Below are 26,315 nucleotides of genomic sequence, written 5' to 3' on the forward strand. Positions count from 1 at the left end.
GACGGATCAAGTAATTGATTTTGATACGATTAGTTATCGCTATCGAGCAAAAACACTGTCAGGCTGCGTGGCCCGTGTGCACCAATAACCAGCGATTGCTCAATGTCTGCCGTTTTTGACGGACCGGCTATAAAAGCCGCATAACCGTAATCTTTTTCGGCTATTAATTGGTAGGCCTGCTGCATCAGCGGGACTATATTATTCCTGTTAAGCAGGATAACCAGGTGCTGCGTAATAAATGGTAGCGCACGTGCGCCCATCAAATCCTCAGTTACCCAAACGGCACCATTTTCGGCAACGCCAAAATGGGCTTTGATAATAGCCACGTCAACATTTTCCAGTTCGTGCGGATCGCCGGGTTGGATCAGTGTAGCTAATTCACTAAACTCATCAATAGCGGTTATCCATCGCTGAGCTTGCGGAAATGTATTTTCTAAAGAAGCTTTAACTGCAGCGTAATTATTCGCTTCAACAAACCGCCCCCCTATAAATTCTAACACTTGCTTAAACTTTTCAGCGGCCTCTGTCTGTTCAAAATAGAAATCAACATCAGCGGGCAACGGCCGTAGTTCAGGTTGGTTTTGCTTGATGGCTTTCAGAATACTATCACGGCTCATGGTTGCTCTCCTTTCCGGTTCTTTTTATACCAGTCGGTAAACGAGCCTTCGGGTGGTGTTGGCATATCGCGCTGTTTGTACCAGGGGTTAAGGCCATTGTTCACCGCGAACGGGATGAATTTTAAGGCGAGCCTGCCTGCCTTACCCGAAATATTAAATATTGCCGGGGATGATAAAGCCAGGGTCATACCCTTCATCATGGCGGTTTTAGTTTTGGTAGAGTAACCGTTTTTTACGATCACCTGCCGCCATTTATATAACTGATCGTGAATGTCAATTTTAACCGGACATACATTTGAGCACGACCCGCACAGCGTTGACGCAAACGGCAGGTCGGCATACTTTTTCATATCCAGGTTAGGCGCCAGTATGGAGCCGATTGGCCCGGCAACGGCGGTGTGGTAGCTATGCCCACCGCTACGGCGGTAAACCGGGCAAGTATTCATGCAAGCGCCACAACGGATGCACTTTAATGAGTTACGAAAATCCTCACGGCCTAACTGTATGCTGCGCCCGTTATCAACAATAATAATATGCATTTGCTGGCCGGGGCGTGGCTTTTTAAAATGACTTGAGTACGTAGTAATAGGCTGCCCCGTGGCGCTGCGTGTAAGCAGGCGCAGAAATACACTGAGGTGTTTGCGTTGCGGAATCAGCTTTTCGAAACCCATACTGGCTATGTGTACATCGGCCAGGTGAGCACCCATATCGGCGTTGCCCTCGTTGGTGCAAACCACAAACTCACCGGTTTCGGCTATGGCAAAGTTTACACCTGTTAAGGCGGCACGGCGGGTTAAAAATACTTCGCGCAGATGCTGGCGGGCAGTTTCAGTCAGTATCTGCGGGTCGGATTCTCCTGCCGCAGTACCCAAATGCTCGTGAAATATATCGCCTATTTCTTCCTTTTTCTTATGGATGCAGGGTAACACGATATGGCTCGGCGGCTCTTTAGCCAGCTGAACAATACGCTCTCCCAAGTCCGAGTCAATCACCTCAACGCCGTTATCCTGCAAAAAATCATTCAGGTGGCATTCCTCAGTAAGCATGGATTTGCTTTTCACCATGCGGTCAATCCCCTTTTCTTTCAGGATAGACAGCACGATGGCATTATGCTCGGCAGCATCAGCCGCCCAATGTATTTTGATGCCGTTGGCAAGGGCATTCCCCTCAAACTGCACCAAATAATCGTGCATGTTGGAGAGTACGTTATGTTTTATTTGCGATGCGGTTTCGCGGAGAAGTTCCCAGTCTGGTATGCCATGACTGGCGCGGTCGCGCTTGGCACGAACGAACCACAGGGTTTCGTCGTGCCAGTCGACACGTTTTTCATCTTTATTAAAAGCCTGCGCTAACGCCGCATGATCCTTTACTGCACTCATACCATGGCCGCGTTTAAAATTTCAGCAATATGCATTACCTTAACCGGACTATTTTGCCGTTTAAGAATGCCTTCCATGTGCATCAGGCAGCTCATATCGGCCGCGGTAATGTATTCGGCATTATTTTTTATGTGATCAGCCACCCTATCCTTACCCATTTTTACGGATACCGCTTCCTCGGCAACACAAAATGTACCGCCAAAACCGCAGCATTCATCGGCACGGGTTAAAGGGATCAATTCAATACCATCAACCATATTTAAAAGTTGCTCGGGTTTTGAAAAGGCCGGTGCCGTAAGTTCCGTCATTTGCGCAAGTTTGAGGCCACGCTGGCCGTGGCAGCTTTGATGTACCCCAACCCTGTATGGAAAGCTGGCTTTTATACTGTCCACCTTTATAACGTCCGTTAAAAATTCGGTCAACTCATAAATTCGTGAGCGGATGCTCTTTGCTTCGGCAGGGGCTTTATCTGAGTGTAAATGATCCTTAATGTGCAGCGTACAGCTACCGGATGGCGAAACAATATAATCGTAACCGGCAAAGTTTTGGGTAAACAGTTCGTTGGTTGAACCGGTTAAATGTTCGTAACCCGAATTGGCCATAGGTTGCCCGCAACAGGTCTGATTAAGCGGGTAGCCAACTTCGAGACCCAGTTTTTCCAACAATTCCAGCGTATCAATTGCTACCTTGGGGTAAAACTGGTTAATATAGCACGGAACAAATAACCCAACCTTCATCTGTACAAATATTTACGATATGGCCCTGTCCAGGTGCACATAACCACCATCAACATAAATTAACTGTCCGGTAGTATGGCTTGATACCGGTGAAAGCAGGAACGCTACCGCATTACCCAATTCCTCGGTAGTCGTCATTCGGTTGCCTAAAGGTATCTTCGAGTTTATTTCTTTTAACTTTTCTTCGGGATTACCCAGTGTTTGTATCCAGCGTTCATATAACGGCGTGTAACATTCGGCCACCACAACCGCGTTTACACGGATGTTGTGCGGCAATAGTTCAACCGCCCACTCGCGGGTGAGCGCGTTACGGCCACCGTTTGAAGCTGCATAAGCAGACGTCCCGCCCTGCCCTGTCTCGGCAGTTTTTGATGTTATATTTACGATACTCCCCTGGCTCTTTATCAGATATGGCAACGCTTGCTGCGCCATCATGTAATAGTGCACCAGGTTTTTGTGAAGCGACTGCATAAATTTTTCATAGGTGCCATTTTGCAAACCAACACCATCATTTTCGCCGGCGTTATTCACCAGGCCGTCAATACGTCCATAGCGTGCAACTACCGCTTCAACCGCTGCTTTGCTGGCTTCAGGGTTTGATAGCTCAGCCACTACCTGGAAACCCGCGCCACCCGCAGCTTCTACCTCAGCAAGTGTTTTTAAATTTTCGGTTTCGGTGCGGCTTACAATGGCCACTATGGCACCTTCGTTAGCCAATACCTGCACAATGCCTTTGCCTATGCCCCTCGCGCCACCGGTTACAATAATTACCTTATCCTTGAGTTTCAGATCCATAAAAAGATCAGTTTATTTTTTTAAGTTATAAAATTCAGCAGCGTTTTGGCCCCAGAACAAGCTTTGCTCCTGCGCATTAAACTGCTGCATATAAGTTTCCAGGCTTTGAATAACCCGGTTGTAGCCACCTGCAACAATGCTCACCGGCCAGTCAGACCCATACATTACCCTGTTGATGCCAAACTGACCAAAAACAACGTCGAGGTATGGTTTAACATCGTCAAGCGTCCAGTGGTACCAATCAGCCTCGGTGCAAAAACCGGATACTTTACAATATACGTTTTTATGACTGGCTATGGTTGTAATATCTTCTGCCCAAACATCAATTTCACCGCTTTTAATTCCGGGTTTTGCCAGATGATCAATAATAAACTTTTGATTGGGGAAAGATGCTACCAGCTCATTAGCCGCTTTTAGTTGTTCGTTTGTGACCAGTACATCATAAGTAAACCCGTAAGCTGCCAATTTTGATATACCCCGTTTAAATTCTTCGGTTAGCATAAATGATGCATCTTCGGCCTGTAAAACATGCCTGAAGCCTTTCATCAGTTCAAACTGACTATAGTATTGTAATCGTTCCTCCACATTTTCCGCACGAAGATCAACCCAACCCACTAAACCTTTTACGAAGGGCGCGTTTTTAGCTAAACCAAGCAAAAAGCTATTTTCCGCTTCGCTTTGATCAGCCTGCACGGCTATGCAACCTTCAATTTGATTATATTGCAGCAACGGCAAAAGGTCTTCAGGTAAAAAATCGCGTTGAATTACCGACATATCATCGGTTATCCAGGCATCTTTTACCGGATTGTATAACCAAAAATGCTGGTGCGAATCAATTTTTTTCATAAGCTACCACTTCTTGCCTTGATGAACCTAAACCATCAATACCAAGTTCCATCACGTCGCCAGGTTTAAGATATACCGGTGGCTTGAAGCCCAGACCAACACCTGCCGGTGTTCCGGTTGAGATCACATCACCCGGTAACAACGTCATGAACTGGCTTACGTAGGATACCAGGAACGGTATGTTAAAAATCAGGTTTGACGTACTGCCATTTTGCATGGTTTCACCGTTTACCTTTAGCCATAGGTTAAGGTTATTAATATCGCCCAATTCGTCCGGCGTAGCCAAAAACGGCCCCATTGGCGCGAAGGTATCACAGCCCTTGCCTTTATCCCACGTTCCGTTGCGCTCTAACTGAAATTCCCGTTCTGACACGTCGTTGTGTAGTACATAACCGGCTATGTAATCAGCGGCTTCGGCTTCTTCAACGTACGATGCCTTTTTGCCGATCACTACGGCCAGTTCCACTTCCCAATCCGTTTTTACTGAATTTTTAGGAATCACCACCTTATCATACGGGCCAATCAGCGAAGTAGTGCTTTTAAAGAAGATCACCGGCTCGGGTGGTAGCGGGGCATTGGTTTCATGCGCGTGATCAGCATAGTTTAAACCAATGCACACAATTTTTGACGGACGCGCTATAGGGCTTCCCAAACGCTCGCTGTCATCAATTTTCTCCAGCTTATCCTGGTTATCTTTCAGGTATGCAGTTAATGATTCAAGGCCACCGGCTTCAAAAAACTGCTCGTTATAGTCGCTGCCCAAACCGGCAGTACTGTAGTTGACACCATCAATCTGTACACCGGTTTTTTCGTGTCCGGCGGCACCATATCTTATTAATTTCATATATCGAATTAATTGTTCAGCGTAATAAATCCACCGTCAATAGGATAATCTGTCCCCGTGATAAAGCCAGACTCATCAGCACATAGGTACAGGGCAAGCGAAGCTATTTCTTCGGGCTTAGCCATACGGCCGATTGGCTGACTTTTGGATAATTTTTCAAATATCTCCGCTTGATTATCCGGATAATTTTTGGCTATAAATCCATCTACAAAAGGTGTGTGTACCCTTGCCGGTGATATGCTGTTGCAGCGAATATTATCTTTCAGATAGTCGCGCGCTACTGATAAAGTCATGGCGAAAATGGCTCCCTTGCTCATGCTATACGCAAACCTGTCGGTAATGCCCACATGCGCGGCAATAGATGCCATGTTCAATATAGCGCCACCACCGTTTTGTTTCATCAGCGGTACAGCAGCGTATAAGCAATTGTAGGCGCCTTTAACGTTTACCTGAAAAATTCGTTCAAAATCAGCTTCGCCGGTATTTTCCAGGTTACCTACATGGGCAATGCCCGCGTTGTTTACCAGTATATCCACTTTGCTAATGCTGTTAAATATAGCTGTTATACCTGCCTGATCGGTAACATTACCTGCGTGAGCTTGTGCATTACCACCTGCGTTTGTTATTTCGGCGACAACATCGGCGGCTGCATCAGCATTTAGTTCTATTACGTGTACGGTAGCCCCTTGCCCCGCAAATAATAATGATATGGCTTTTCCGATACCACTACCCCCACCGGTTATTACCGCTACTTTATTTTTTAAACTGAACATGGTTTATATTTATAATGATACCCCTCTTTTCCAGGGGATAAAATCGTCCTGACCTAACTTGACCGCCTTTGGCGTGATATTGCCGCTGGCTACCTCAATCACATAATTCAGCATACGCTCGGCAGCTTGCGCTATGGTTTCTTCCCCCTCAATGATGGTACCGCAATTGATATCAATAATATCAGGCATGCGTTTGTACAAAGCTGTATTGGTTGCCACCTTGATAACCGGCGCTACCGGGTTACCTGTAGGCGTACCTAAACCGGTTGTAAACAACACAATGTTAGCGCCCGAGGCTACTTCAGCCGTTGTACTTTCCACATCGCTACCGGGCGTACATAAAAGGTTAAGGCCGGGTTTGGTTACTTTCTCCGGATAATCAAGCACGGCTGTTACCGGCGATGTACCACCTTTTTTTGCCGCCCCTGCCGATTTGATGGCGTCGGTAATCAATCCATCTTTTATATTACCGGGTGACGGGTTGGCGTAAAAGCCCGAACCATCAGCCTCAGCACGAGCGTTATAGGTGCGCATCAAATGCATAAACTTTTCTGCAGTTGGTACGTCAACACAACGATCGCTCAATTCCTGTTCTACCCCGCAAAGTTCCGGAAATTCGGCCAGGATGACGCTGCCGCCCAGGCTCACCAAAATATCCGAAAGATAGCCGAGCGTAGGGTTGGCTGATATACCCGAAAACCCATCAGAACCGCCGCACTCTAAACCAACACAAAGCTTGGATATAGGTGCAGGTTGCCTTTCAACTTTATTGGCTTCGATAAGCCCGGCGAATGTTTGCTTTAAGGCCTGCTGCAATAAAGTACTCTCGGTACCCAGTTGCTGCTGCTCCAATATGTATAACGGCTTGCTGAAGTTGGCATCGCGTTTCTCAATTTCAGCACGTAAAATACTGGCCTGAGCGTGTTGGCAACCAAGGCTTAATACCGTTGCCCCTGCCACGTTCGGGTGGGTTATGTAACCCGCAAGCAACCCGCAAAGCGCATCCGAGTCAATACGGGTGCCGCCGCAGCCCATATCGTGATTAATAAATTTTATCCCGTCAATATTCGCGAAAACCTTTTGTGCTGTTTTACTCTCGGGCGTCAGTTCCAGATCGGCCTGTAATATCTCCTCTACCGACTGGCCGGTGCGGTACATGTTAACCAACTTATCAACCTCGTTGGTATAACCACGGGGTTTGGTAAAGCCCAGCTTTTCGGTAAGGGCTTCTTTTAAAACGTTGATATTGCGGTTCTCGCAAAACACCAGCGGAATAACCAACCAGTAATTGCCCGTGCCAACAGAACCATCGGCACGGTGAAATCCCATGAAGGTACGTCCCTCAAATGCTGATACATCGGGTTTATGCCAGTCTGTTTTACGGTTACCCAAATGGTATTCGCCCGAGGCATGTATTACGTTATCAACCGTAATGGCAGTGCCCTGCGGTATTGGCTGGTTAGCCTTGCCCACCAACACGCCATACATAAATATTTCGTCGCCAGTTTTTAGGCTATGGATAGTGAACTTATGTTTTGCGGAAACGGGAGTAGCAAGCAAAAAATCCTCGCCGTTAAACTGCACGGGCGTACCAGCTGCCAAATCGGTAAGCGCCACCAGCACATTGTCGGCAGGGTGTATTTGTATATAGGTTGTATTGTTACTGTCAGGCATTGGTGTTCTTACTTCAATTCAAATATCTTATCCATCAGCATCCATTTTTCGCCGGGTTTGGCCTGCGGCATCGGCTTTTGGAATTTCCACATCAGGGTTTCCCACTCCTGTACCTTGGCGTTGGCGGCGTCAGCCTGTGCCTTAGCCTCGAAGGTAAAAGTATCGTCCGCTTCAACTATCATGAACAGTCTGTCGGCAAAGCGGTATATCTCCATGTTCTGTATGCCGCTATCGGTAATGCTTTGCAAAACTTCAGGCCAAACCTTTTTGTGCCAGTCTTCATAGGCCTTTATTAAACCCGGATCATCATACAGATCAATAGTAAGACAATATTTTTTCACGTGTTGATTATGATTAGCAAACCCCGGATACCGGAGGCGGTTTTATAAAAGTAATGTTACAAATAAAGATAAACAGGTAAACTAAAAATTATTGTTTTTTGTCGTACTATTAAGCGATATTGTAATAAATGAGCTTTAATTTTTGTTTGACAGGTATTTTACGCTTATTTCACATCTTTATAAACCAATGATACGGTAATGAAACCCCAACTATTAAAAGTATCAACCAATATTGTTCAATCCTTTAGCGCCCGGCGCGATACGGAGCCCGACATTAACAGCCACTGGCATTACCACCCGGAGGCCGAGCTGATTTATTTTAAAAGCGGTGGCGGTACACAATTTATTGGCGATAGCATCGAGCATTTTAAAAGCGGCGACATTGTGCTGGTAGGCGGTAATTTGCCCCATTTCTGGAAATATGATGATGAATATTTTAAGGATGATGCAGCCCGGGCAGATGTAATAGTTATTCATTTTAATGAGAACTTTTGGGGTGATGTATTTTTAAACCTGCCTGAGAATAAGGCCATCAGAGATACGCTTGAACTGGGAAAACGAGGTATCAGGATTAGGGGTATTGATAAAAACGTTGAAACCAGCGAACTTATGGAACGCCTGGTTTGCGCCGAGGGTCCCTCAAAAATCATGCTGCTTATGGAGGTTTTAATGTCTCTGGGGAGTTATCCGCAAAAGCAGGCCCTGGCATCAATGGGTTTCCACTACAATTTTCAGGAGGCGGAAAAGGATCGTATAAATGCCATATACAACTACACCATAGCCAACTTTAAAAACAAAATAAAGCTGGAGGAAATCGCAGCTATTGCTAACGTGAGCCCGAATTCGTTTTGCCGGTTCTTTAAATCGCGCAGCCATAAAACCTACTCGCAGTTTATTAACGAAATACGGGTTGGACATGCCTGCAAGCTATTGATTGACAATCAACTAAACGTTAAGGAGATTTGCTATGAAAGCGGTTTTTACAATTTTGCCAGCTTTCATAAATATTTTAAACAGATAACAGGCAAAAGCCCGCTGGGTTATCAAAAAACATTTGTTCGCAACTAAACAAAAATGCCCGCAATAACGCGGGCATTTCAATCGTATTAAGGTTAAGGGAATTAAATGGTATTGGGAGTGTACACCTTCACTACACCATCATTCTCGCTGCTCACTACTAACAAGCTCTTTTTGGTTGGGCTATTTTTGGCAGGGATAAACAACACACCTTCCGGCGCATCGCCGCATTTAAATATCTGCAGGAATGATGGCTTGCTCGGGTCGGTAACATCATAAACAGCAACGGCATCGGCGCGTTCCATCCCTATAAAGGCTACTTTTTTGTTGCCAACCTTACCTACGGCAATGCCTTCTGGCTCTACTGATTTATCATCGCTGCGGCCGTCATCATACACGTTGGCGGCAATGGCTTTAACGTCAAGTTCGTTCTTACTGTCAAACACCTGGGCGCCGGTGTTGCCATTCCATACGCTGAATGAGCGCGCGCCGAATGAATACAGCGCTTCGTACTTACCATCACCGTTAGCATCGCCAAGCGTTTTAGTAACGTTTAATCGGCCTAACTGCGCTTCTTTTTGCAGATCAGCGGCGTTAGGGAAAGCAGTTGCATCAAGCGTTAATTTGCCTATTCGTTCTGCTTCAACAAAAGCGGTGTACTCGCGGGCATCGCCCTCATTCGCAGTGAACAGGTACGGCGTTCCGTTTGATTCTACCAAGGCAATGGCGTCAGGCATGTAAATACCTTTAACATTCCACTTTGCCAGGGCAACACTGTTATTATCCTTATCGCTTACATTAATCTCATTACCGTCGGTATTGTAATCTTTAAAGCCAAGCGGAAAAATATCGGTGATGGTTTTAGTAGTGAGATTGATCTTTGCTATACCGTTGTTTTCCTGCAGGGTTACCCAGGCTGTTTTTGAATCTTCAGATACAGTGATGTATTCCGGCTCAATATCTTTTACAAAGCTGTTGCTTGGGCCAAATACACGGAAGCCTTTAGCTACCAGTTCTGCCTGTTTACCTGCGAAAGCTGAAAAGTTTACCGTTGCTACCGCGTAATTATTATCAACTGTGATAATTGATATTGAACCCTCCGGATCATTGGTGTAAGTAGCATTAGGCTCACCCTCATTAGCAGTTAGGATGAATTTGCCATCCGGCGAAAAGGTGATCATATCAGGCAGTGCACCTACGGTAACCGATCTAATTTCGCTGTAATCGCTGGTTTTAAATACGGCAACCTTGCCATTAGCCTGTTTATCGCTTGACTCGATAGCGGCAGCCAGCTTTCCGTCGTACACCGCAACACTGTTAACAGCGCCGCCATAAGGCTGCATGCTGATAGAGTGTATCTGTTTCATATTTTTAGGGTCACTAAAATCCAGTACGTCAATACGGTTTACCGCGCCGTTCTTCTCGTCGTTATTTACAACGAACAAACGTTTGGTTTGCGGATCGAACGCTGAAATTTCGGCAGCTCCCGTTTCGCCAATATCTATTGAACCGATCTCGGCAAAAGTGGCCGGATCTTCATTCACAAAGAACTCTTCTTCAGGTTTCTCCGTATCCGGGGCTGTGTTTTCCTTTGAGCAGCTTGCAAAGCCAATGGCGAGTAATGAGATAAAAAGTAAAGGATATTTCATAGTTTTAACTTATATGTAAGCGCCAAAACTATATGCGTATTGTTAAGCCTACCACCTGATCGTATTAACATTTTGTTAACCAATATTAAGCACCAGTACCCGTGTTAAAACGGTATCGTTATCGTGATTTAACTTTGGCAATGCGGCCATTTTTTGGTATATTAGCATACAATTATACCGGTTCCAGGCTCCCCTGATTTTTTAAGTAACCAACCCAAACTTTATAACAATTTATTGCAGGACAGGTGCCTGCATGTTTTCTTCTTTAGCTTAAATCTCACATTAATTCATTATGACAACAAAATTCGGATTCACGAAAATGACCGTTCAGGAATTTGAAACCTGGATAGACTCACTTAAGGTAGCGCGCACAGTGCTTACCGTTCAACAACACCATACTTATAGCCCGGCGTACGCGCAGTTTAAGGGTAACAACCATTTTGAGCTGCAAAAAGGCATGCAGGATTACCACATCAATCATAACGGCTGGGCAGCTATCGGGCAGCACTTCACTACCTTTCCGGATGGGACGATACTTACCGGCCGGTCGCTCGAACGCTCACCGGCCTGTATAACCGGGCAAAACGCCAACGCCATATGCATTGAAAACCTGGGTAATTTTGATACCGGTAAGGATAGCATGACCGCTGAGCAGCGCGACACCGTTTTACGCATAACCGCTAAATTATGCACCCGTTTCAGTCTTCCGGTAACTACTAATGCCATTGTTTACCATCACTGGTTTGATTTAACAAGCGGCGTAAGAAACAACGGAGCAAAAAATAATAAAAGCTGCCCGGGTACAGCATTTTTTGGCGGCAATAAGGTAAGCGACTGCGAAAACAATTTTTTGCCGCTGGTATCGGTACTTACGCAGCCTACCCCGCAAATAACCGGGCAGGTTATAACATACGCTATGGTAACGGCCAGCTCGCTCAACATACGCACCAAGCCAAATGCCACAAGTGCTAAAGTTGCAGATAGGCCGGCTGCCACGTTGGGCGCCGTTTTGCGTGTTTACGAAGATAAAAACGGCTGGTACCGTATATCAGCAAGCCAGCAGCATTGGGTAGCCGCGAAATATACAGTTGATGTAAAGCATGCCACCGTTTCGGCCAATACACTTAATGTACGTACCGGGCCGGGCACATCGTTTGAAAAGGTAGGCGCTTATACCAAAGGGCAGGAACTATTCATCGCCGAACAAAAAAATAACTGGAGCCGCATTGGGATGGACAACAAGTGGGTAAGCAATGAATTTTTAGATTTTAAATAACATCATTTAAATTTTACTCCCCTGGGCTCCGGTGGCAGGGGTATAAAATCTGTTTCGCCGGATACGGTAGCAAACTCCTGGTCGCGCCATTTTTGTTTGGCTTGCTCAATTAGTTCCTGGCTGGTGGCTACAAAGTTCCAGTAGATAAAACGCTCCTCAAAGAAAGGCTCACCGCCAAAAAAGTAAATAGTGCTGCCTGCGTCCATCGTAAATTCGCATAACTGGCTGTTTTTAGCTACCAATAATTCTTTAGGCTGATAAGTGGTGCCTTCACTTTCAATACTGCCTTCCAAAATGTAAAGCCCGCATTCGCCGTAAAGTTCATGCCCTATTTTTATGCTTTGCCGGCTTTTACTTTTCAGCTCCAAAAAGTAAAGCGGACTATAAACCGGCACCGGCGATTTCTTACCTGCAAATTCGCCTGCTATCAATTTATAATTTACACCGTTTTGCTTCCATTCGGGTAGCGCATCGGCTTCGGCATGGTAAAACTCCGGCTCCATTTGCTCCAGTTGTTTGGGTAAGGCTACCCAAATTTGCAGGCCATGCAATTGCTTTTCGGATGTGCGCAGGTATTCAGGCGTACGTTCTGAATGGGCGATGCCTTTGCCCGCAGTCATCCAGTTAACCTGGCCGGGTTTTATTTCCATCTCGGTGCCTAAACCATCTTTGTGCATAATGGCACCCTCGAACAAATAAGTGAGTGTTGACAGGCCGATATGCGGATGCGGTGCGATATCGATATTCTGGTATTCGCTCAATTTAGCCGGCCCCATATGATCGATAAAAATAAACGGTCCTACCATGCGTTTACCGCTAAAGGGCAGCAGGCGGCCAACTAAAAAGTTACCAATATCGCGCGGGCGTTCTTCAATAATCAGGCTGATGTTTGACATAATGATACAGCGGTAAATCGCTAATGCAATTTACAAATTAATCAAAAGCCTTTGGGTTGGTTTTTGTAATATTGGCTGAGGCCCGCGTCATGCTCACACAAAACGAACTTATTAAACAGATATCGGCCACCATGGGTAAAGCCCGTGTACTGTCGCTCACTGCGCTTATGCGAGAACACCGGTTTCCTTTAGGGGAGTTGATCGATATTACGTTTCATCCTGATAAAAACATCGCCTTTCGTGCATCATGGCTTTTGGAAAACATGATCATCGCCAATGCTAACGAACATCTTAACGATCTGCCTTACCTGATGCAGCGCTTTCCGGAAGTTATTTACCCGAGCAGTCAGCGCCATTATGCCAATACCATGATCAGGCTTACCAGCCATAAATCAAGTCAAGAAATAAAGCATACATTAACAAGGCTTGACCTGGAAGCGGTAGTTGAAAAACTTTTTGACTGGCTGATAGACCCTGAAGTATTGGTGGCCGTTAAAGCTTCGGCGGCAGAAGCCTTGCTGAACTTGAGTACCCGGTACGATTGGATAGCGGATGAACTTGCCAACCAAATGGAGTTTTTAATGCGCAATGGTACCGCCGCTATACAGGCACGCGGCAAAAGGATACTCCATCAACTTAAAACCCGTAAAACAAAATAGCGACGGATATTAAATCCGTCGCTATTTTTAATAAAGCCTTATTTGTTATTTCAGCTCCTGGTTGAAGCATTAGGCTTTAGGCCTGTCCTCACCATGTAAGTGATCGCTCACCTGATTATGGTGCAGCTTAGCTAAAAGGGCGGCAGTGGCATTGTCGGCGTACACACCGTAAGCATTTACCAACACGCCTTTTAGATTATACTTCTCTGAACTGATGGCATAAACTATCGACATGTCCGAAGGATTACTCGGCCCTTCAAAACGATAAAATTCATCAATTTCAAATTCCTCGGGCAGCATTTCAATGCCGCGCTCTTTATCATTCACTGAGTCTTCATCCAAACTCAGGTTAGCTGTATATCCTCTTTTCAGGAGGTCGTTAGTGGCATCCACTAAAGTTTCGTAGTTTTCCATGGCAGTGTATGTTTAGTGATAAATTAACAGCCTGGTTGAGGGCTGTTTTATATTACTATAACCTGCATTATACGCCGCTTGTTTTAGTTTTTTACTACTAATTAAATAGCGGCGCATTCTGAATACTATGCCGAGACCAATGTATTACTCTTTCTTTTTGCTCGCCGGTACCACTTCAGGGTGCGCATTACCACGATGGCAGCTGTTACAGTTAACGCCCTCTTCGGCCATCATGCCCAGCTCATTCTTTTTAGCATGAAAGTATTTCTTATTGAGCATGGCGGTCATTTTATACATGTTGCGCGCCATCTCCTTTTCAGGTTTGGCATCGTTAGCCCAGTCCATTTTTTTGGTGGCTGTATCGCGCACGTGGCAAAAGCTGCAGCGTACGCCAAGGGCGTGCTCCCACTCTTCCATTACATCATGCATCTGATCCTCAGTGATGTTTTTGGGTAGAACCTTCAGGTTCTTGAATTTCTTTTCTTCGGCGGGCGCTTCGCTTTTAAACGACATCATGGATGTACCGGCCACAACAGCCAGTAAACCAATTGTGATAAATGTTTTTTTACTGATGAACATATTAGGGTGTGATTGAGCAGTAAATATAATATGCCGCCACACATTTGCAGCCCGATTACGTAAATATACCAACACTGTTACACAGGCGGATGCTGCCTGAGCAAATCATCACTCAATTGCCAAAGTTTTTCGCGTGCTGCCGCATCATTAGCCGCGGATGATGTACCTGCCACCTTACACTTTTTAAAATAAGACCCGCTTTGGGTATGTAATCCGCTTTGCGTTGCCAGATAGACGGGCGTTTGTGCACCCTGTTCGGCTGTAATCATAAAGGGCCGCGCTAATGACAGCAGAAAACCTGTAAAGCCCCCTGTGCCTGCACCAAATGAGGTATTAACTATTCCAGGATGCACGGAGAAGGCGGTAATGCCTTTGTCCTTATACTTTTCGGCGACTGATTTAGTGAAAAAGATATTGAACAACTTGGCCATGCCATACACACGCATAGGCGAATATTTTTTTTCGCTGTTGATGTCATCAAAATCAACCTTGCCTACCCGATGGGCTTCCGAGCTAAGGCTGATCACGCGCGCCTGCCCTTTCTCCAACAAGGGCAACAAGTGTTGAAACAGCGCAAAATGCCCAAGGTGGTTAACAGCAAACGTTTTTTCAAAGCCATCCTTACTCAATTCGCGCTGCGGAAACATGCCGCCGGCATTGTTGATCAGCACGTTTACGGCGAACAGTTTGCTTTTGAGTTTTTCGGCAGCGGTGTATACACTGTGCAGATCGCCCAGGTCACACTTGATACAAAAGATCTCCTTGTTGCCGGTTTGCTCCACAAGTTGTCGCACGAGTTCGTCGCCGCGTACCAAATCGCGAACTAATAAATATAGACCGTGCCCCTTTTTTGCCAGCGCCAAGGCTGTTTCTTTACCAATGCCTGATGTTGCTCCTGTAATAACGGTGGTTACTGCTGCCAATGTAATAAATTTGCTGATCGGGAAATAAATATGTGTTTAGCTGGCCTGTGCCAGCTTTTCATTCTCGAGTATGCTTAATAATGCCTTTTCGGCGGTCCGTAATTCAGAAGCTTTTTCTTCTTTATCTTCATCCAGGTGACCAATATATTTAAATAGCGTTCCTTCTTCATAGGTTTTTATTACCAGCGGATGCACATAATATTTTTTGCAAACGGTACGGGTGTTACCTAAAACTACGGCCACTTCATCAAGTACGCTCACTATCTTCTTTTTACACTCAGAGGCGTTATCATACTCACCAGCTTCTTTAAATGCAAATAAAGCGCTTACGCTACCTGCCCATGTTCGAAAGTCCTTAGCCGTAAAATCTTCCCCGGTGATGTTTTTAAGATAGGTGTTGATATCACCTGAATCAATAGTGCAACGTTTACCTTCATCATCATAAAACTGAAACAGCTCCTTACCCGGAATATCGCGACACTGCTTAACCAGCTTTGCCAGCTTTTTGCTTTGCAGCGATATTTTTTGGTACACGCCTTTTTTGCCTTTAAACTCAAAACGCATGTTGGAGCCTTCAATCTTCACATGTTTATCCTGCAAAGTGGTAAGGCCGAATGATCCATACAGTTTTTTATACGACTCGTTACCTACACGTATGCTGGTCAGCTCCATTAAACGCACTACAAGCGCCACAACCTTTTCGTAACCGAGGTTCCGACGAGCCAGATCTTTGTCTACTTGCTCGCGTATGGCGGGCAAATGAGCTGCAAAGGTTTGCAGGCGATAATATTTTGACTGATTACGTATCTGGTTCCATTCCGGGTGGTAGCGGTATTGTTTCCGTCCCGCAGCATCAACCCCGGTAAACTGCAGGTGCCCGTTCTCATGCGGTGATATCCACACGTTGGTATATGCGGGTGGTATCACCAGTTTAGTAAACCTTGCAATCAGTTCCTTTTCCTTAACCAAGGCACCGTCAGCATCATAAAAACTCCAGCCCTTACCTGATTTTTTGCGGGTATAGCCGGGCATGGTATCAGTTACATACCGCAAGCCTACGGCTTTGGCGGTTACCTTAGGGTCGCGACCAATTTTTTCGAGTTTTTTTTGAAGACGGTTCATTGTTAGTGTATTGCTTAATAACAATGATCATCCGCTTAAGTTTTCGGGGCAAAAGGTTCAATCCAGGCAACAAAAAAAGCCATGCTTACACATGGCTTTCCTAATATTTAAACAAGTTTTACAACTCTCTAACCCAAATATTTCTGAAGCTTAGCGGCTCGCTCGGGTCGCCGTGTGCTTGCAGGTAAATTGGTGCCGCACCATGTTTGTGGTATGATGGTTTGCCAATATATTGAGTTGGGCCTAACAGTTCGGTATGGTTTTGTACCAGCACCCCGTTCAGGAAAGCGGTAACATAAGCCTTCGTTTTTACGCTACCATCCTCGTTAAAGGTCGGAGCGGTCCAAATCACGTCGTAAGTTTGCCACTCGCCCGGTTTGCGGGTAGGGTTAACTAACGGCGGGAATTGCTTGTAGATACTACCGGCCTGACCGTTCACGTAAGTTTTGTTATTGTAAGAGTCGAGCACCTGTAACTCGTAACCGGCATCGCCTTTGCCTATTGACGCCAGGAAGATACCGCTGTTACCTCTGCCCTGGCCGGTACCGGTAATATTAGCAGGAACTCGCCACTCAACGTGCAGTTGGTAATTAGTAAATTTACGCTTGGTTACAATGCCACCCTCGCTTTTTTTCACGGTAAGCGTGCCGCCGGCAACATCCCATTTAGCGGGTTTGCTGTTATCATCAGCCGATGCCCACTCGTTAAGGTTTTTTCCATCAAACAAAACAATAGCGTCTGATGGCGCTTCGGCGGTAGTTTTACCGGGTGTAACCACTTTAGGTACCGGCTCCCAAACCTCGGTATCTTCAGGTTTGGCGTTTTGCGCAAATGCCGATACGCTGCCAAAAGCCAGCAGCAGTGTCAGTATAGTTTTATTATTCACAGTAATTGGTTTTTTATACAGATAATGTTTTTACGTATGCTATGCTTTCGCCGATACTTACGTAAGGATCGATATTGGTAAAGTTTTCCTGCTCCACAATAAAGTGCTTAATGCCCGCTTTTTGTGCCGCGGCAAAAATAGCTTTATAGTCTATCAGGCCCTTACCTATCTCGGTATTCAACTCTTTATTGGCTTTATCAGCATCCTTTACGTGCACCAGTTTAAAACGGTTAGGGTGCTCGGTCAGCATCTTAACCGGATCAAGGTTTGAACGGTACACCCAGTACAAGTCGAGCTCAAGTGTTACCAGGTTTACATCAGTTTCTTTTAACAATACGTCGTAAAAAGAGGTATCGCCAACCGGTTTCCACTCAAAGTTGTGGTTATGGTAACCAAATTTTAAACCTGCTTTTTTTACCAGCTCGCCGGCCTGATTAAATTTTTGCGCCATGGCTTTGCACTTGTCAACGGTGTCAATCAGTTCGCCGCCCATCCATGGTAGAATTACGTAGGTTGAGCCGATTGTTTTAGCCGCCTCAATAGCTTCGTTGATCTCCTTGTCACTGCCATCACGGAAATATGACTCGATACCGTAATGTCCGCTTGGCGAAACAAGTCCGTTAGCTTTCAGCAGTTGACTGTAAGCCTTGGCATCAAGTCCCCAAAAACCATTTTGTTTAGAGTAGCCATAAGTTTCCACCTCTTTATACCCTGCTTTGGCAACCTTTTCGGTAACGCCTTTAACGTCTTTAGGCAGGTAATCGCGAAGGCTGTAGAGCTGTAAACCAACTTTGCTTACGCCCTTGGCCGATGACAGATCGGGCCTTAAAAGCATGGCCGCGCCAAGTAAACCGGCCTGACCTAAAAATGTACGTCTATTTGTCATGTGCAATGTTTTATTGTTGTTACTTTGATTAAGTATTAGTCGATTAGTTTAATTACAAAACAATTTCAGCATCTTCGGCATTAACACCCGGCTGTGTTTCAACGTGCTTTTTATCACGGAAGAAGATCAGGAACAGCAATAACACTGCTGCTGCAATACCCGCAGGCACCAGCCAAATGGCTTGCCAGTTATGTGAATCCGCTCCTGTTTTCCAATGATCTACTATCGGACCTGAAATGTACGAACCGATCAACATCCCCACACCATAAGTAGCCAGAGTGATAAAGCCCTGCGCGGCGCTTTTAAAGCGTTCGCCAGCCAAGTTATCCGTATAAATTTGACCCGTAACAAAGAAGAAATCGTAACAGATACCGTGCAGTACGATACCTGCGATCAGCATATAGTAATTGGTATCGGCATTGCCATAAGCAAAGAATATGTAACGGATCACCCAGGCCACCATTCCCAGCGCCAACATTTTTTTCACGCCCAAGCGCACAAAAAATAATGGCATCAGCACCATGAATAAAAATTCAGACATCTGCCCTAACGATTGCTTACCCGCAGCGGCAGTCATACCCACTTCATTCAGGAAACGGTTGGTAAAGTTATAGTAGAAAGCAAGCGGCACGCAAATAGCAACTGATGCCAGAAAGAATGTCAGATAAGACTTGTTTTTTAGTAACCCGATAGAATCCAGACCGATGATATCGCCAAAGGTGGTTTTCTGACCTTTTTTTGCCGGAGGGGTATCAGGCAAGGTAAAGCTTAACAAACCTAATAGCAATGATGCCGTACCCGCCATTTTGAAGGTAAGCACTAATTGGTTGCTTTTTTCCCAGCCTAACCAACCAATAGTAACACCGGCTACAATCCAGCCTATTGTGCCCAAAACACGGATGGGTGGAAACTCCTTGCTCGGATCCTTCATTTGCTTAAATGCCACTGAATTAACCAGTGCTAACGTTGGCATATAAACAATCATGTAAGCTAAAATAACCGGGTAAAAACCTTCAAAGTTAGTTATTGTGGTAGCGTACCATAGCAGCGCGCTGCCTATCAGGTGTAAAACGCCCAACACTTTTTGCGCCGAAAAATATTTATCGGCAATTAAGCCCACAATGAATGGTGCAATAATAGCCCCCCATGACTGGGTGGCATAAGCAACACCATTCTGAAAATCGGTAGCGTTAAGAGATTTTAGATACGTGCCCAGCGTAACAAACCAGCCACCCCAGATGAAAAACTCCAGGAACATCATGGCTGATAATTTAAAGCGGTTAGTAAAGGTCATTTTTTATGGTCTGTTTTGGTTTAATTTTTATTTAACCGCTAATATATACTTTACCATCTCTTTTGCATCATTTTTTGATACATTAGGATGCGGGCTCATCGGTATCTGGCCCCAGTTGCCCGAGCCTCCGTTTATTACCTTTTCGGCAAGCATGTCAATATTGGCAGCGGTTGGCTTGTATTTTTTAGCCACATCAGCATACGCCGGGCCAACTAATTTAACATCTTCTTTATGGCATGACAGACAATCACTGGCTTTGATTAGCTCGCCGCCCTTTGCCGAGCCTGCAACGGCTTCGGGTTTCTCGGGCTTTTCGGCCTTCTCCGGTTTTTCAGGTTGTTCGGCTTTCTCTGGCTGTTCCTTTTTCTCAGCAGGAGGTTGCGATACCGGTTTATCCGCAGGTGTTAGCGTATCGTTGCCAGCAGCCGAGTCTGTTGCTACCACTTCTGTACCATCGGCTGCAGTTGTATCAGCATCCTCCGTTTTTGTTTTAGTTTCGCCACCGCATGAGGCGAACAGTGCACCTGCTGCAAGAATTATAAAAAGCTTTTTCATAGGTATAGTTTTAAGCTATTGGTAAAAAAGCCCTCTCCTTTTGGAGAGGGCTTGATTGAGGTTTTATTCCAACCCCAGCAATCTTCTGTTATACGCTTCGTCGCCGCCAGCTGATGCAAAGTCGTCAAAGGCGTGATCGGTTACGTGGATAATGTGGTTCTTGATAAACTCGGCACCTTCGCGCGCGCCGTCTTCCGGGTGTTTAAGGGCGCACTCCCATTCCAGTACGGCCCAGCCTTCAAAGTCGTAAGCCGCCATTTTGCTGAAGATCGCCTTAAAGTCAACCTGGCCATCGCCCAGTGAGCGGAAACGACCTGCGCGGTCAACCCAGTTCTGGTAACCACCATATACACCCTGTCTGCCGGTCGGGTTAAATTCGGCATCCTTAACGTGAAACATTTTTATACGTTCGTGGTAAATGTCGATGTATTCCAGGTAATCCAGGCATTGCAGCACAAAGTGTGATGGGTCATACAGCAAACAGGCACGCTTATGGTTGTTCACCTTTTCAAGGAACATCTCATAAGTAATACCATCGTGTAGGTCCTCACCCGGGTGTATCTCGTAGCAAAGGTCGATGCCATGCTCGTCAAACACATTCAGGATAGGTTCCCAACGTTTGGCCAGCTCGGTAAACGCGGTATCAACCAAACCGGCAGGCCGTTGCGGCCATGGATAAACGGTTTGCCATATCAGCGCGCCGCTAAAGGTAACATGGGCATTTAAACCCAGGTTTTGTGATGCTTTAGCCGCATACTTTAATTGCTGCACCGCCCATTCCTGACGAGCTTTTGGGTTATTACGATATTGCTCTGGCGCGAAGGCATCAAATAACTGATCGTACGCCGGGTTAACGGCAACCAGTTGGCCTTGCAGGTGGGTTGAAAGTTCGGTGATCTCTAAACCGGCTTCGTTAACAATACCTTTTATTTCGTCGGCATAGGTTTGACTTTCAGCCGCTTTTTGTATGTCGATATAATGCGGATCATTGGTTGGCAGTTGCACCCCTTTGTAGCCTAAACCCTTTGCCCAATCGCAAATAGATTTCAGATTATCAAACGGCGCGTTAGGGCCAACAAACTGTGCTAAAAATATTCCGGGTCCTTTAATGGTTCTCATATATGTTTTATTGGTTTTAGATCACAAAATCAGTCCATTTTTTATCCGACTTACCCGAGGCAATTACATTCTCCACAAACGCCATCCCGCGAACGCCCTCTTCCACGCCCGGAAAATCAAGCCATACAGCTTCCGCTTCTTTGCCCTCAATTGACGCTTTAACCGTTAGTGCGAAGTTTTTATACAGATTGGCAAACGCTTCTAAATAACCTTCGGGGTGACCCGCAGGAGCACGCATGTTACCGGTTACAAAGCTACTGGTGTAGCCGCCGCCGGTGCGCCATATTTCGGTTGGCTTATCCAGGTATTTAACCAGTAATGTATTAGCAATATCCTGCTGCCACTCGATGCCGCCGGTTTCTCCATAAACGCGAATTTTAACGTTGTTTTCGTCGCCCGCGGCTATTTGGGTAGCCATTAGCACGCCGCTGGCACCGTTATCATACTTTAACAGCACTGCGCCATCATCATCCAGCTTGCGGCCTTCAACTACTACATTGATATCGGCATTCAGCTTGGTGGTTTGCAAACCGCTTACATATTCGGCCAGGTTAAAGGCATGGGTACCGATATCACCCATAGCACCGGCAATGCCGCTTTTACCCGGATCGGTACGCCATGAGGCCTGTTTGTTATCCTCTCCTTCTAAAAATGTGCTTAACCAGCCCTGCGGATACTCCACATAAACTTTACGCACCTTACCGATTTTACCTGAAGCAATCAGTTGCTTTGCCTCTTTTACCATTGGATAACCGGTATACGTATGTGTTAAGCAAAACAGCTTACCACTGCTTTTTACTACCTTTTCCAGTTCCTTTGCCTCGTCCAGCGAGAAGGTCATGGGTTTATCCAATATCACGTGAAAACCATTCTCCAAAGCCAGTTTGGTTGGCTCAAAGTGTACGTGGTTAGGTGTTACTATGCTGATCACCTGTACGCGCTCATCCTCGGGCAGTTGCTTTTCTTTTTCGATAAGCTCCTGGTACGATGTGTAGGCACGATCAGGTGATACACCAAGCGCTAAGCCGCTGGCGCGGGATTTTTCGGCATTGCTGCTGAATGCGCCGGCCACCAGTTCATAATGGTCATCAATACGTGAGGCAATGCGGTGGATAGCACCAATAAAGGCACCCTGTCCACCGCCAATCATTGCTAATTTCAGTTTCATCGGTTGTGTTTATATTCTCAGATATTTATTCGCTCAGGCGGCGGTGTAATTACACACCCAGTTTCCAACCCTCACGGTATTCGCGTTTTACGTATTGGTTAACGGCATCAAAGTTGGTAACCTTCATGTTCTGGTTATCCCAAATCAGTTTAATATCGTTACCAGGGAATGAGCCGCGGCCCTGCGCATCCTTAACCTCAACGGCATGGCCCCTGATAGAAAGGTTAGCCATCAGCAATGCTTCAGTTAACGGACCGGCAATCTCAAACGGTGAGCTTACTTCCATTTTACCGTAACCGGCTAAACAAGCCTCAACCCATTGCGCATAGTGGCCTTCATCGCCGCCCGGTACACGTTTAATGGTTTTGGCAACATTAGCCTCTTTAGTGCGCGATGTTGGCAGCAGTTGCGGGTTAACCGCGTATGTACCAGCCATCATTTTACCTTTTGAGCCAATGAACAGCATACCGTTACCACCATCGCCGAATGTTTCGTTAGGACCAAGCTCGGCCGGTCTTTCCGGTTGAATGCCACCATCCATCCAGTGGATGGTTACATCGCCTTTAGTTTTGGCCGTTTTTGGGAAAGTCATGGTAATGTGGCTTGACGGCGGACAGCTTTCAGGGAAATAACCTTTCCTGAAAATATCGGTATAAACCGTGCCTACGCTTGATTGTACATCTTTAACATAAGTAAGATCTAACAGGCGGAAAGCAGGCTCCATAATGTGGCAACCCATATCGCCTAAGGCACCGGTACCGTAATCCCACCAGCCGCGCCAGTTAAACGGTACTAATTTTTCGATATAATCCTTATTTGGTGCAGTACCCAACCATAAGTCCCAATCCAATTCTTTTGGTATCGCGGCTTTGTTAGTTGGCCATGGAATACCCTGAGGCCATACCGGGCGGTCTGTCCAGCAGTAAACGGTATTTACATCACCAATAAGGCCTGCATCAAACCATTCCTTTAGCTGCCTAACACCATCGCCTGATGAACCCTGGTTTCCCATTTGGGTTACTACCTTATATTTTTTAGCGGCATCGGTTAATACACGCGCCTCATAAATATCGTGCGTTAATGGTTTTTGTATATATACGTGCTTTTTAAGCTGCATAGCCGCCAGGCCGATAATGGCGTGGTTATGGTCGGGCGTTGAAACCGAAACGGCATCAATATGCTTATGTTCTTTTTCCAGCAGTTTACGCCAGTCTTTATAGTATTTTGCTTTCGGGAAGTTTTTAACTGATTCTGCCGCTTCGCGATCATCAACATCGCATAGGTAAGCTATCTCCGCCTTACCGCTTTTGTAAAAGTTGGCAATATCGCTTTTACCTTTACCACCGGCACCAATACCGGCAACTATCAGCTTATCGCTTGGTGCAGTGTAACCTTTACCGCCAAGCACGTAGCGTGGCACAATCATGAAACCGGCCGCTGCCAGCGCGCCGCTCTTGATAAAACTCCGTCTCGAATTGTTTTCAGTTTCCTTAGTCATAGTAGTAGTACCGGTGTATTATGTTTAATTTAATTGATTTAAAGGTTTCCTTTTTTCATTTCACTTACAGCGTAGTCAACCGAGCGGGCGGTAAAGGCCATGTAAGTTAATGAAGGGTTTTGGCAAGCGGTTGATGTCATACAGGCACCATCAGTAACAAACACGTTGCTGCAGGTATGCACCTGGTTCCATTTGTTGAGGATGGATGTTTTAGGATCGTGCCCCATACGTGCGCCGCCCATTTCGTGGATATCCAAACCCGGCGCCTTGCCCTGTGTTATATTTTTGCGGATGTTTTTAAAGCCCGCGGTCTCAAACATTTCGCCTACTTGCTCCAGGTAATCGTCAGTCATTTTACGGTCGTTATCATCATAATCAACCGAAATGCGTAGCAGCGGCATACCCCACTGGTCTTTTTGATCTTTATCCAGCTTTACGTAATTGCTCTCTTTGGGTATGGTTTCGCCCATCATATGCGATCCTACACTCCAGCCGCCCATTTTGGGGCTGCTTAAGGATGCCTTTAAGTTACTGCCTACACCTGAACTATCGGCATGTGACGAACGGTAAGCGCCTAACCCGGCAGCGTAACCGCGCAAAAAGTTAGTTTCCTGCTTGTAAACGTTGCGGAAGCGTGGTATATAGCCTCCACCCGCCGGGTTACGGCCTTCAGTTTTAAATTCGGTAAAGCCATCCACATCGGCATTAACAGTAGCCGTATATAGGTGAAACGCTACGTATTTACCCAGCACGCCGCTATCATTACCCAGGCCGTTAGGGAAACGGTTTGAGGTTGAATTAAGCAATATCATGTTGGTATTCAGCGCCGCGGCATTCACGAATATGATGCGGGCGTAATACTCTATAACTTCCTTGGTATTAGTATCGATAACACGTACGCCGGTGGCTTTCCCTTTGTTTTCATCGTAGATAATCGATTGCACTACTGAAAACGGGCGCAACGTCATGTTACCTGATTTCATGGCCCAAGGAATGGTTGAGGCATTACTGCTAAAGTAGCCACCAAACGGACAACCACGCTGACAAAGCACCCTGTTTTGACACTGTACCCTGCCCTGCTCAAAGTGTATTGGCTCCGGCTTTGAAAGGTGCGCACAGCGCGCGCTGATGACGTGGCGGTTGTTGTATGTTTTTTTAACGTGATCGCTAAAATATTTTTCGACAGTATTTAAAGGGAAGCCGGGTAAAAACTCGCCATCAGGCAGTTCAGCAATACCATCCTTATTGCCTGATATACCGGCAAACTTTTCAACATAGCTGTACCATGGTGCAATGTCGGCATAACGGATAGGCCAGTCCACTGCGAAGCCATCACGCGCGGGGCCTTCAAAATCAAAATCGCTCCAACGCTGGGTTTGGCGTGCCCATAACAGCGATTTACCGCCAACCTGGTAGCCGCGTATCCAATCGAAAGGCTTTTCCTGTACATAAGGGTGTTCCTTATCCTTCACAAAAAAATGCGCCGCATCCTCATGGAAAGCGTAGCAACGTGAAACGATAGGATTTTCTTCGCGTACCGATAAAGGCATTTCATTGCGATGCTTAAATTCCCAGGGGTACATGTTGGTGGTAGGATAGTCAACGCCATGTTTTACATCCCGGCCACGCTCAAGTACCAGCGTTTTAAGGCCTTTTCCGGTAAGCTCCTTGGCAGCCCAGCCCCCACTTATTCCCGATCCGATAACTATGGCATCGAATGTACGTTCCTTAACGCTGTCGATGTTTAAATTAGCCATGCTTAACTGCTGTGTTGTTAGTTTTAACAGGCACGTCTACCTTATACCTACTCGGTATAAGCTCGTACACCACCTTCTTGGTCATAAAATATTTTGATTGGGTATAGCCCTGTACTGTTTTATCCTTAGTGATGCGATAGAACGCGTTAAGTTCGGCAGTATCTGCCTTCCCGTTTTCAAACGTTAGCAGCAATGCCTCGCGTTGTGCCTGCGGCCATACGGCAAACGGCTTTGTACTCATTTTTGCGGTAATCGCGGCAAATTGTTTTAGCCCCTCGGTAAATTGCTGCTGATCCTGCTTGTTGTAGCAATCATCCAGCATAAGCAGCACAAACAAATGCAAGCCCATGTCCTTAGCGCCTGGGCTGGTTGTTTTAGGTATGATGGTTTCGGTAACCTCGGCAAGTAATTTTTCCTGTGCAGGCGTAATTTTTACATTTTTTAACTGTATTAAATTACTGCTACCCGCAAGCATATCTTTCGGGAAAAGCGTAGCTCCTCCCAATACTAACGCCAGATTTTTAATCGCAACTCTTCTGTCCATTAAACTATTATCAGTGTTGATTTATTTAACGCCGTTAAGCGCTAAACACAGGTTTGACTATAGAAAG

General features: G+C 45.9%; 27 protein-coding genes. 3 read left to right on the forward strand and 24 right to left on the reverse strand.

What is annotated here, in order from left to right; all coding sequences use genetic code 11:
- Positions 1 to 29: 29 nt before the first annotated feature.
- The 9 genes from LT679_RS05280 to LT679_RS05320 are packed head-to-tail and all read right to left on the reverse strand — an operon-like array spanning position 30 to position 8,006.
- Complete coding sequence (locus tag LT679_RS05280) at positions 30 to 617, reverse strand: LutC/YkgG family protein (RefSeq protein ID WP_232176237.1); 588 nt, start codon at positions 615 to 617, stop codon at positions 30 to 32.
- A complete protein-coding gene (locus LT679_RS05285) occupies positions 614 to 1,996 on the reverse strand; it encodes a lactate utilization protein B (RefSeq protein ID WP_232176239.1) in 1,383 nt (460 codons plus the stop codon). The genes LT679_RS05280 and LT679_RS05285 overlap by 4 nt, the downstream gene beginning before the upstream one ends.
- Positions 1,993 to 2,733, reverse strand: a complete 741-nt coding sequence (locus tag LT679_RS05290; protein ID WP_232176241.1) for a (Fe-S)-binding protein — start codon at positions 2,731 to 2,733, stop codon at positions 1,993 to 1,995. Before LT679_RS05290 ends, LT679_RS05285 begins: the two co-directional genes overlap by 4 nt.
- A gap of 12 nt (positions 2,734 to 2,745) precedes the next feature.
- Positions 2,746 to 3,528, reverse strand: a complete 783-nt coding sequence (locus tag LT679_RS05295; protein ID WP_232176242.1) for an SDR family oxidoreductase — start codon at positions 3,526 to 3,528, stop codon at positions 2,746 to 2,748.
- Between the two features lie 12 nt (positions 3,529 to 3,540).
- Positions 3,541 to 4,374, reverse strand: a complete 834-nt coding sequence (locus LT679_RS05300) for an amidohydrolase family protein (protein ID WP_232176244.1) — start codon at positions 4,372 to 4,374, stop codon at positions 3,541 to 3,543.
- A complete protein-coding gene (locus tag LT679_RS05305) occupies positions 4,361 to 5,218 on the reverse strand; it encodes a fumarylacetoacetate hydrolase family protein (protein WP_232176246.1) in 858 nt (285 codons plus the stop codon). The genes LT679_RS05300 and LT679_RS05305 overlap by 14 nt, the downstream gene beginning before the upstream one ends.
- Before the next feature lie 8 nt (positions 5,219 to 5,226).
- On the reverse strand, positions 5,227 to 5,991 hold the full coding sequence (locus tag LT679_RS05310) for an SDR family NAD(P)-dependent oxidoreductase (protein WP_232176247.1): 765 nt from the start codon (positions 5,989 to 5,991) through the stop codon (positions 5,227 to 5,229).
- Between the two features lie 9 nt (positions 5,992 to 6,000).
- On the reverse strand, positions 6,001 to 7,665 hold the full coding sequence (locus LT679_RS05315) for a UxaA family hydrolase (protein ID WP_232176248.1): 1,665 nt from the start codon (positions 7,663 to 7,665) through the stop codon (positions 6,001 to 6,003).
- Between the two features lie 8 nt (positions 7,666 to 7,673).
- Positions 7,674 to 8,006 carry an L-rhamnose mutarotase gene (locus LT679_RS05320; RefSeq protein ID WP_232176249.1) on the reverse strand — a complete coding sequence of 111 codons (333 nt, stop codon included), beginning with the start codon at positions 8,004 to 8,006 and terminating at the stop codon, positions 7,674 to 7,676.
- Between the two features lie 198 nt (positions 8,007 to 8,204).
- Between LT679_RS05320 and LT679_RS05325 the strand changes: the two genes are divergently transcribed.
- Positions 8,205 to 9,074: an AraC family transcriptional regulator gene (locus tag LT679_RS05325; RefSeq protein ID WP_232176250.1), complete on the forward strand. Its 870-nt coding sequence runs from the start codon at positions 8,205 to 8,207 to the stop codon at positions 9,072 to 9,074.
- A gap of 53 nt (positions 9,075 to 9,127) precedes the next feature.
- Here LT679_RS05325 and LT679_RS05330 read toward each other — a convergent pair whose 3' ends face one another.
- Complete coding sequence (locus tag LT679_RS05330) at positions 9,128 to 10,672, reverse strand: choice-of-anchor I family protein (protein ID WP_232176252.1); 1,545 nt, start codon at positions 10,670 to 10,672, stop codon at positions 9,128 to 9,130.
- 292 nt (positions 10,673 to 10,964) lie between these two features.
- Between LT679_RS05330 and LT679_RS05335 the strand changes: the two genes are divergently transcribed.
- A complete protein-coding gene (locus LT679_RS05335) occupies positions 10,965 to 11,948 on the forward strand; it encodes an SH3 domain-containing protein (RefSeq protein WP_232176254.1) in 984 nt (327 codons plus the stop codon).
- A gap of 2 nt (positions 11,949 to 11,950) precedes the next feature.
- On the opposite strand, the gene LT679_RS05340 is transcribed toward LT679_RS05335, so the two are convergent.
- Entirely contained in the window at positions 11,951 to 12,844 is an 894-nt protein-coding gene (locus tag LT679_RS05340) for a pirin family protein (protein WP_232176256.1), read from the reverse strand.
- An 89-nt stretch (positions 12,845 to 12,933) separates the two neighbouring features.
- Between LT679_RS05340 and LT679_RS05345 the strand changes: the two genes are divergently transcribed.
- Positions 12,934 to 13,503: a hypothetical protein gene (locus LT679_RS05345; RefSeq protein ID WP_232176258.1), complete on the forward strand. Its 570-nt coding sequence runs from the start codon at positions 12,934 to 12,936 to the stop codon at positions 13,501 to 13,503.
- 69 nt (positions 13,504 to 13,572) lie between these two features.
- Here LT679_RS05345 and LT679_RS05350 read toward each other — a convergent pair whose 3' ends face one another.
- The 13 genes from LT679_RS05350 to LT679_RS05410 form a co-directional block, all read right to left on the reverse strand.
- Positions 13,573 to 13,917, reverse strand: a complete 345-nt coding sequence (locus LT679_RS05350) for a phosphoribosylpyrophosphate synthetase (RefSeq protein WP_232176260.1) — start codon at positions 13,915 to 13,917, stop codon at positions 13,573 to 13,575.
- Between the two features lie 144 nt (positions 13,918 to 14,061).
- Positions 14,062 to 14,496, reverse strand: a complete 435-nt coding sequence (locus LT679_RS05355) for a c-type cytochrome (protein WP_232176262.1) — start codon at positions 14,494 to 14,496, stop codon at positions 14,062 to 14,064.
- 77 nt (positions 14,497 to 14,573) lie between these two features.
- The gene (locus tag LT679_RS05360) at positions 14,574 to 15,419 is read right to left on the reverse strand and encodes an SDR family oxidoreductase (RefSeq protein WP_232176264.1); all 846 of its coding nucleotides are present in this window, start codon (positions 15,417 to 15,419) and stop codon (positions 14,574 to 14,576) included.
- A gap of 36 nt (positions 15,420 to 15,455) precedes the next feature.
- The gene (locus LT679_RS05365) at positions 15,456 to 16,541 is read right to left on the reverse strand and encodes a DNA topoisomerase IB (protein WP_232176267.1); all 1,086 of its coding nucleotides are present in this window, start codon (positions 16,539 to 16,541) and stop codon (positions 15,456 to 15,458) included.
- A 118-nt stretch (positions 16,542 to 16,659) separates the two neighbouring features.
- Positions 16,660 to 17,427: a 3-keto-disaccharide hydrolase gene (locus LT679_RS05370; RefSeq protein ID WP_232176269.1), complete on the reverse strand. Its 768-nt coding sequence runs from the start codon at positions 17,425 to 17,427 to the stop codon at positions 16,660 to 16,662.
- A gap of 13 nt (positions 17,428 to 17,440) precedes the next feature.
- Positions 17,441 to 18,313 (reverse strand): sugar phosphate isomerase/epimerase family protein, encoded by an 873-nt coding sequence (locus tag LT679_RS05375; protein ID WP_232176271.1) that lies wholly within the window; start codon positions 18,311 to 18,313, stop codon positions 17,441 to 17,443.
- Positions 18,314 to 18,365: 52 nt separating this feature from the next.
- Positions 18,366 to 19,607, reverse strand: a complete 1,242-nt coding sequence (locus LT679_RS05380; protein WP_232176273.1) for a nucleoside permease — start codon at positions 19,605 to 19,607, stop codon at positions 18,366 to 18,368.
- A gap of 27 nt (positions 19,608 to 19,634) precedes the next feature.
- Positions 19,635 to 20,162 (reverse strand): c-type cytochrome, encoded by a 528-nt coding sequence (locus tag LT679_RS05385; RefSeq protein ID WP_232176275.1) that lies wholly within the window; start codon positions 20,160 to 20,162, stop codon positions 19,635 to 19,637.
- Between the two features lie 63 nt (positions 20,163 to 20,225).
- Positions 20,226 to 21,281 (reverse strand): sugar phosphate isomerase/epimerase family protein, encoded by a 1,056-nt coding sequence (locus LT679_RS05390; RefSeq protein WP_232176277.1) that lies wholly within the window; start codon positions 21,279 to 21,281, stop codon positions 20,226 to 20,228.
- Between the two features lie 16 nt (positions 21,282 to 21,297).
- A complete protein-coding gene (locus tag LT679_RS05395) occupies positions 21,298 to 22,449 on the reverse strand; it encodes a Gfo/Idh/MocA family protein (protein ID WP_232176280.1) in 1,152 nt (383 codons plus the stop codon).
- 49 nt (positions 22,450 to 22,498) lie between these two features.
- Positions 22,499 to 23,947 carry a Gfo/Idh/MocA family protein gene (locus LT679_RS05400; protein ID WP_232176282.1) on the reverse strand — a complete coding sequence of 483 codons (1,449 nt, stop codon included), beginning with the start codon at positions 23,945 to 23,947 and terminating at the stop codon, positions 22,499 to 22,501.
- 38 nt (positions 23,948 to 23,985) lie between these two features.
- Positions 23,986 to 25,704, reverse strand: a complete 1,719-nt coding sequence (locus LT679_RS05405) for a GMC oxidoreductase (protein WP_232176284.1) — start codon at positions 25,702 to 25,704, stop codon at positions 23,986 to 23,988.
- Positions 25,697 to 26,248: a gluconate 2-dehydrogenase subunit 3 family protein gene (locus tag LT679_RS05410; RefSeq protein WP_232176286.1), complete on the reverse strand. Its 552-nt coding sequence runs from the start codon at positions 26,246 to 26,248 to the stop codon at positions 25,697 to 25,699. Before LT679_RS05410 ends, LT679_RS05405 begins: the two co-directional genes overlap by 8 nt.
- Positions 26,249 to 26,315 lie beyond the last annotated feature (67 nt).

It is taken from the genome of Mucilaginibacter roseus (assembly GCF_021215455.1).
GTDB lineage: Bacteria > Bacteroidota > Bacteroidia > Sphingobacteriales > Sphingobacteriaceae > Mucilaginibacter > Mucilaginibacter roseus.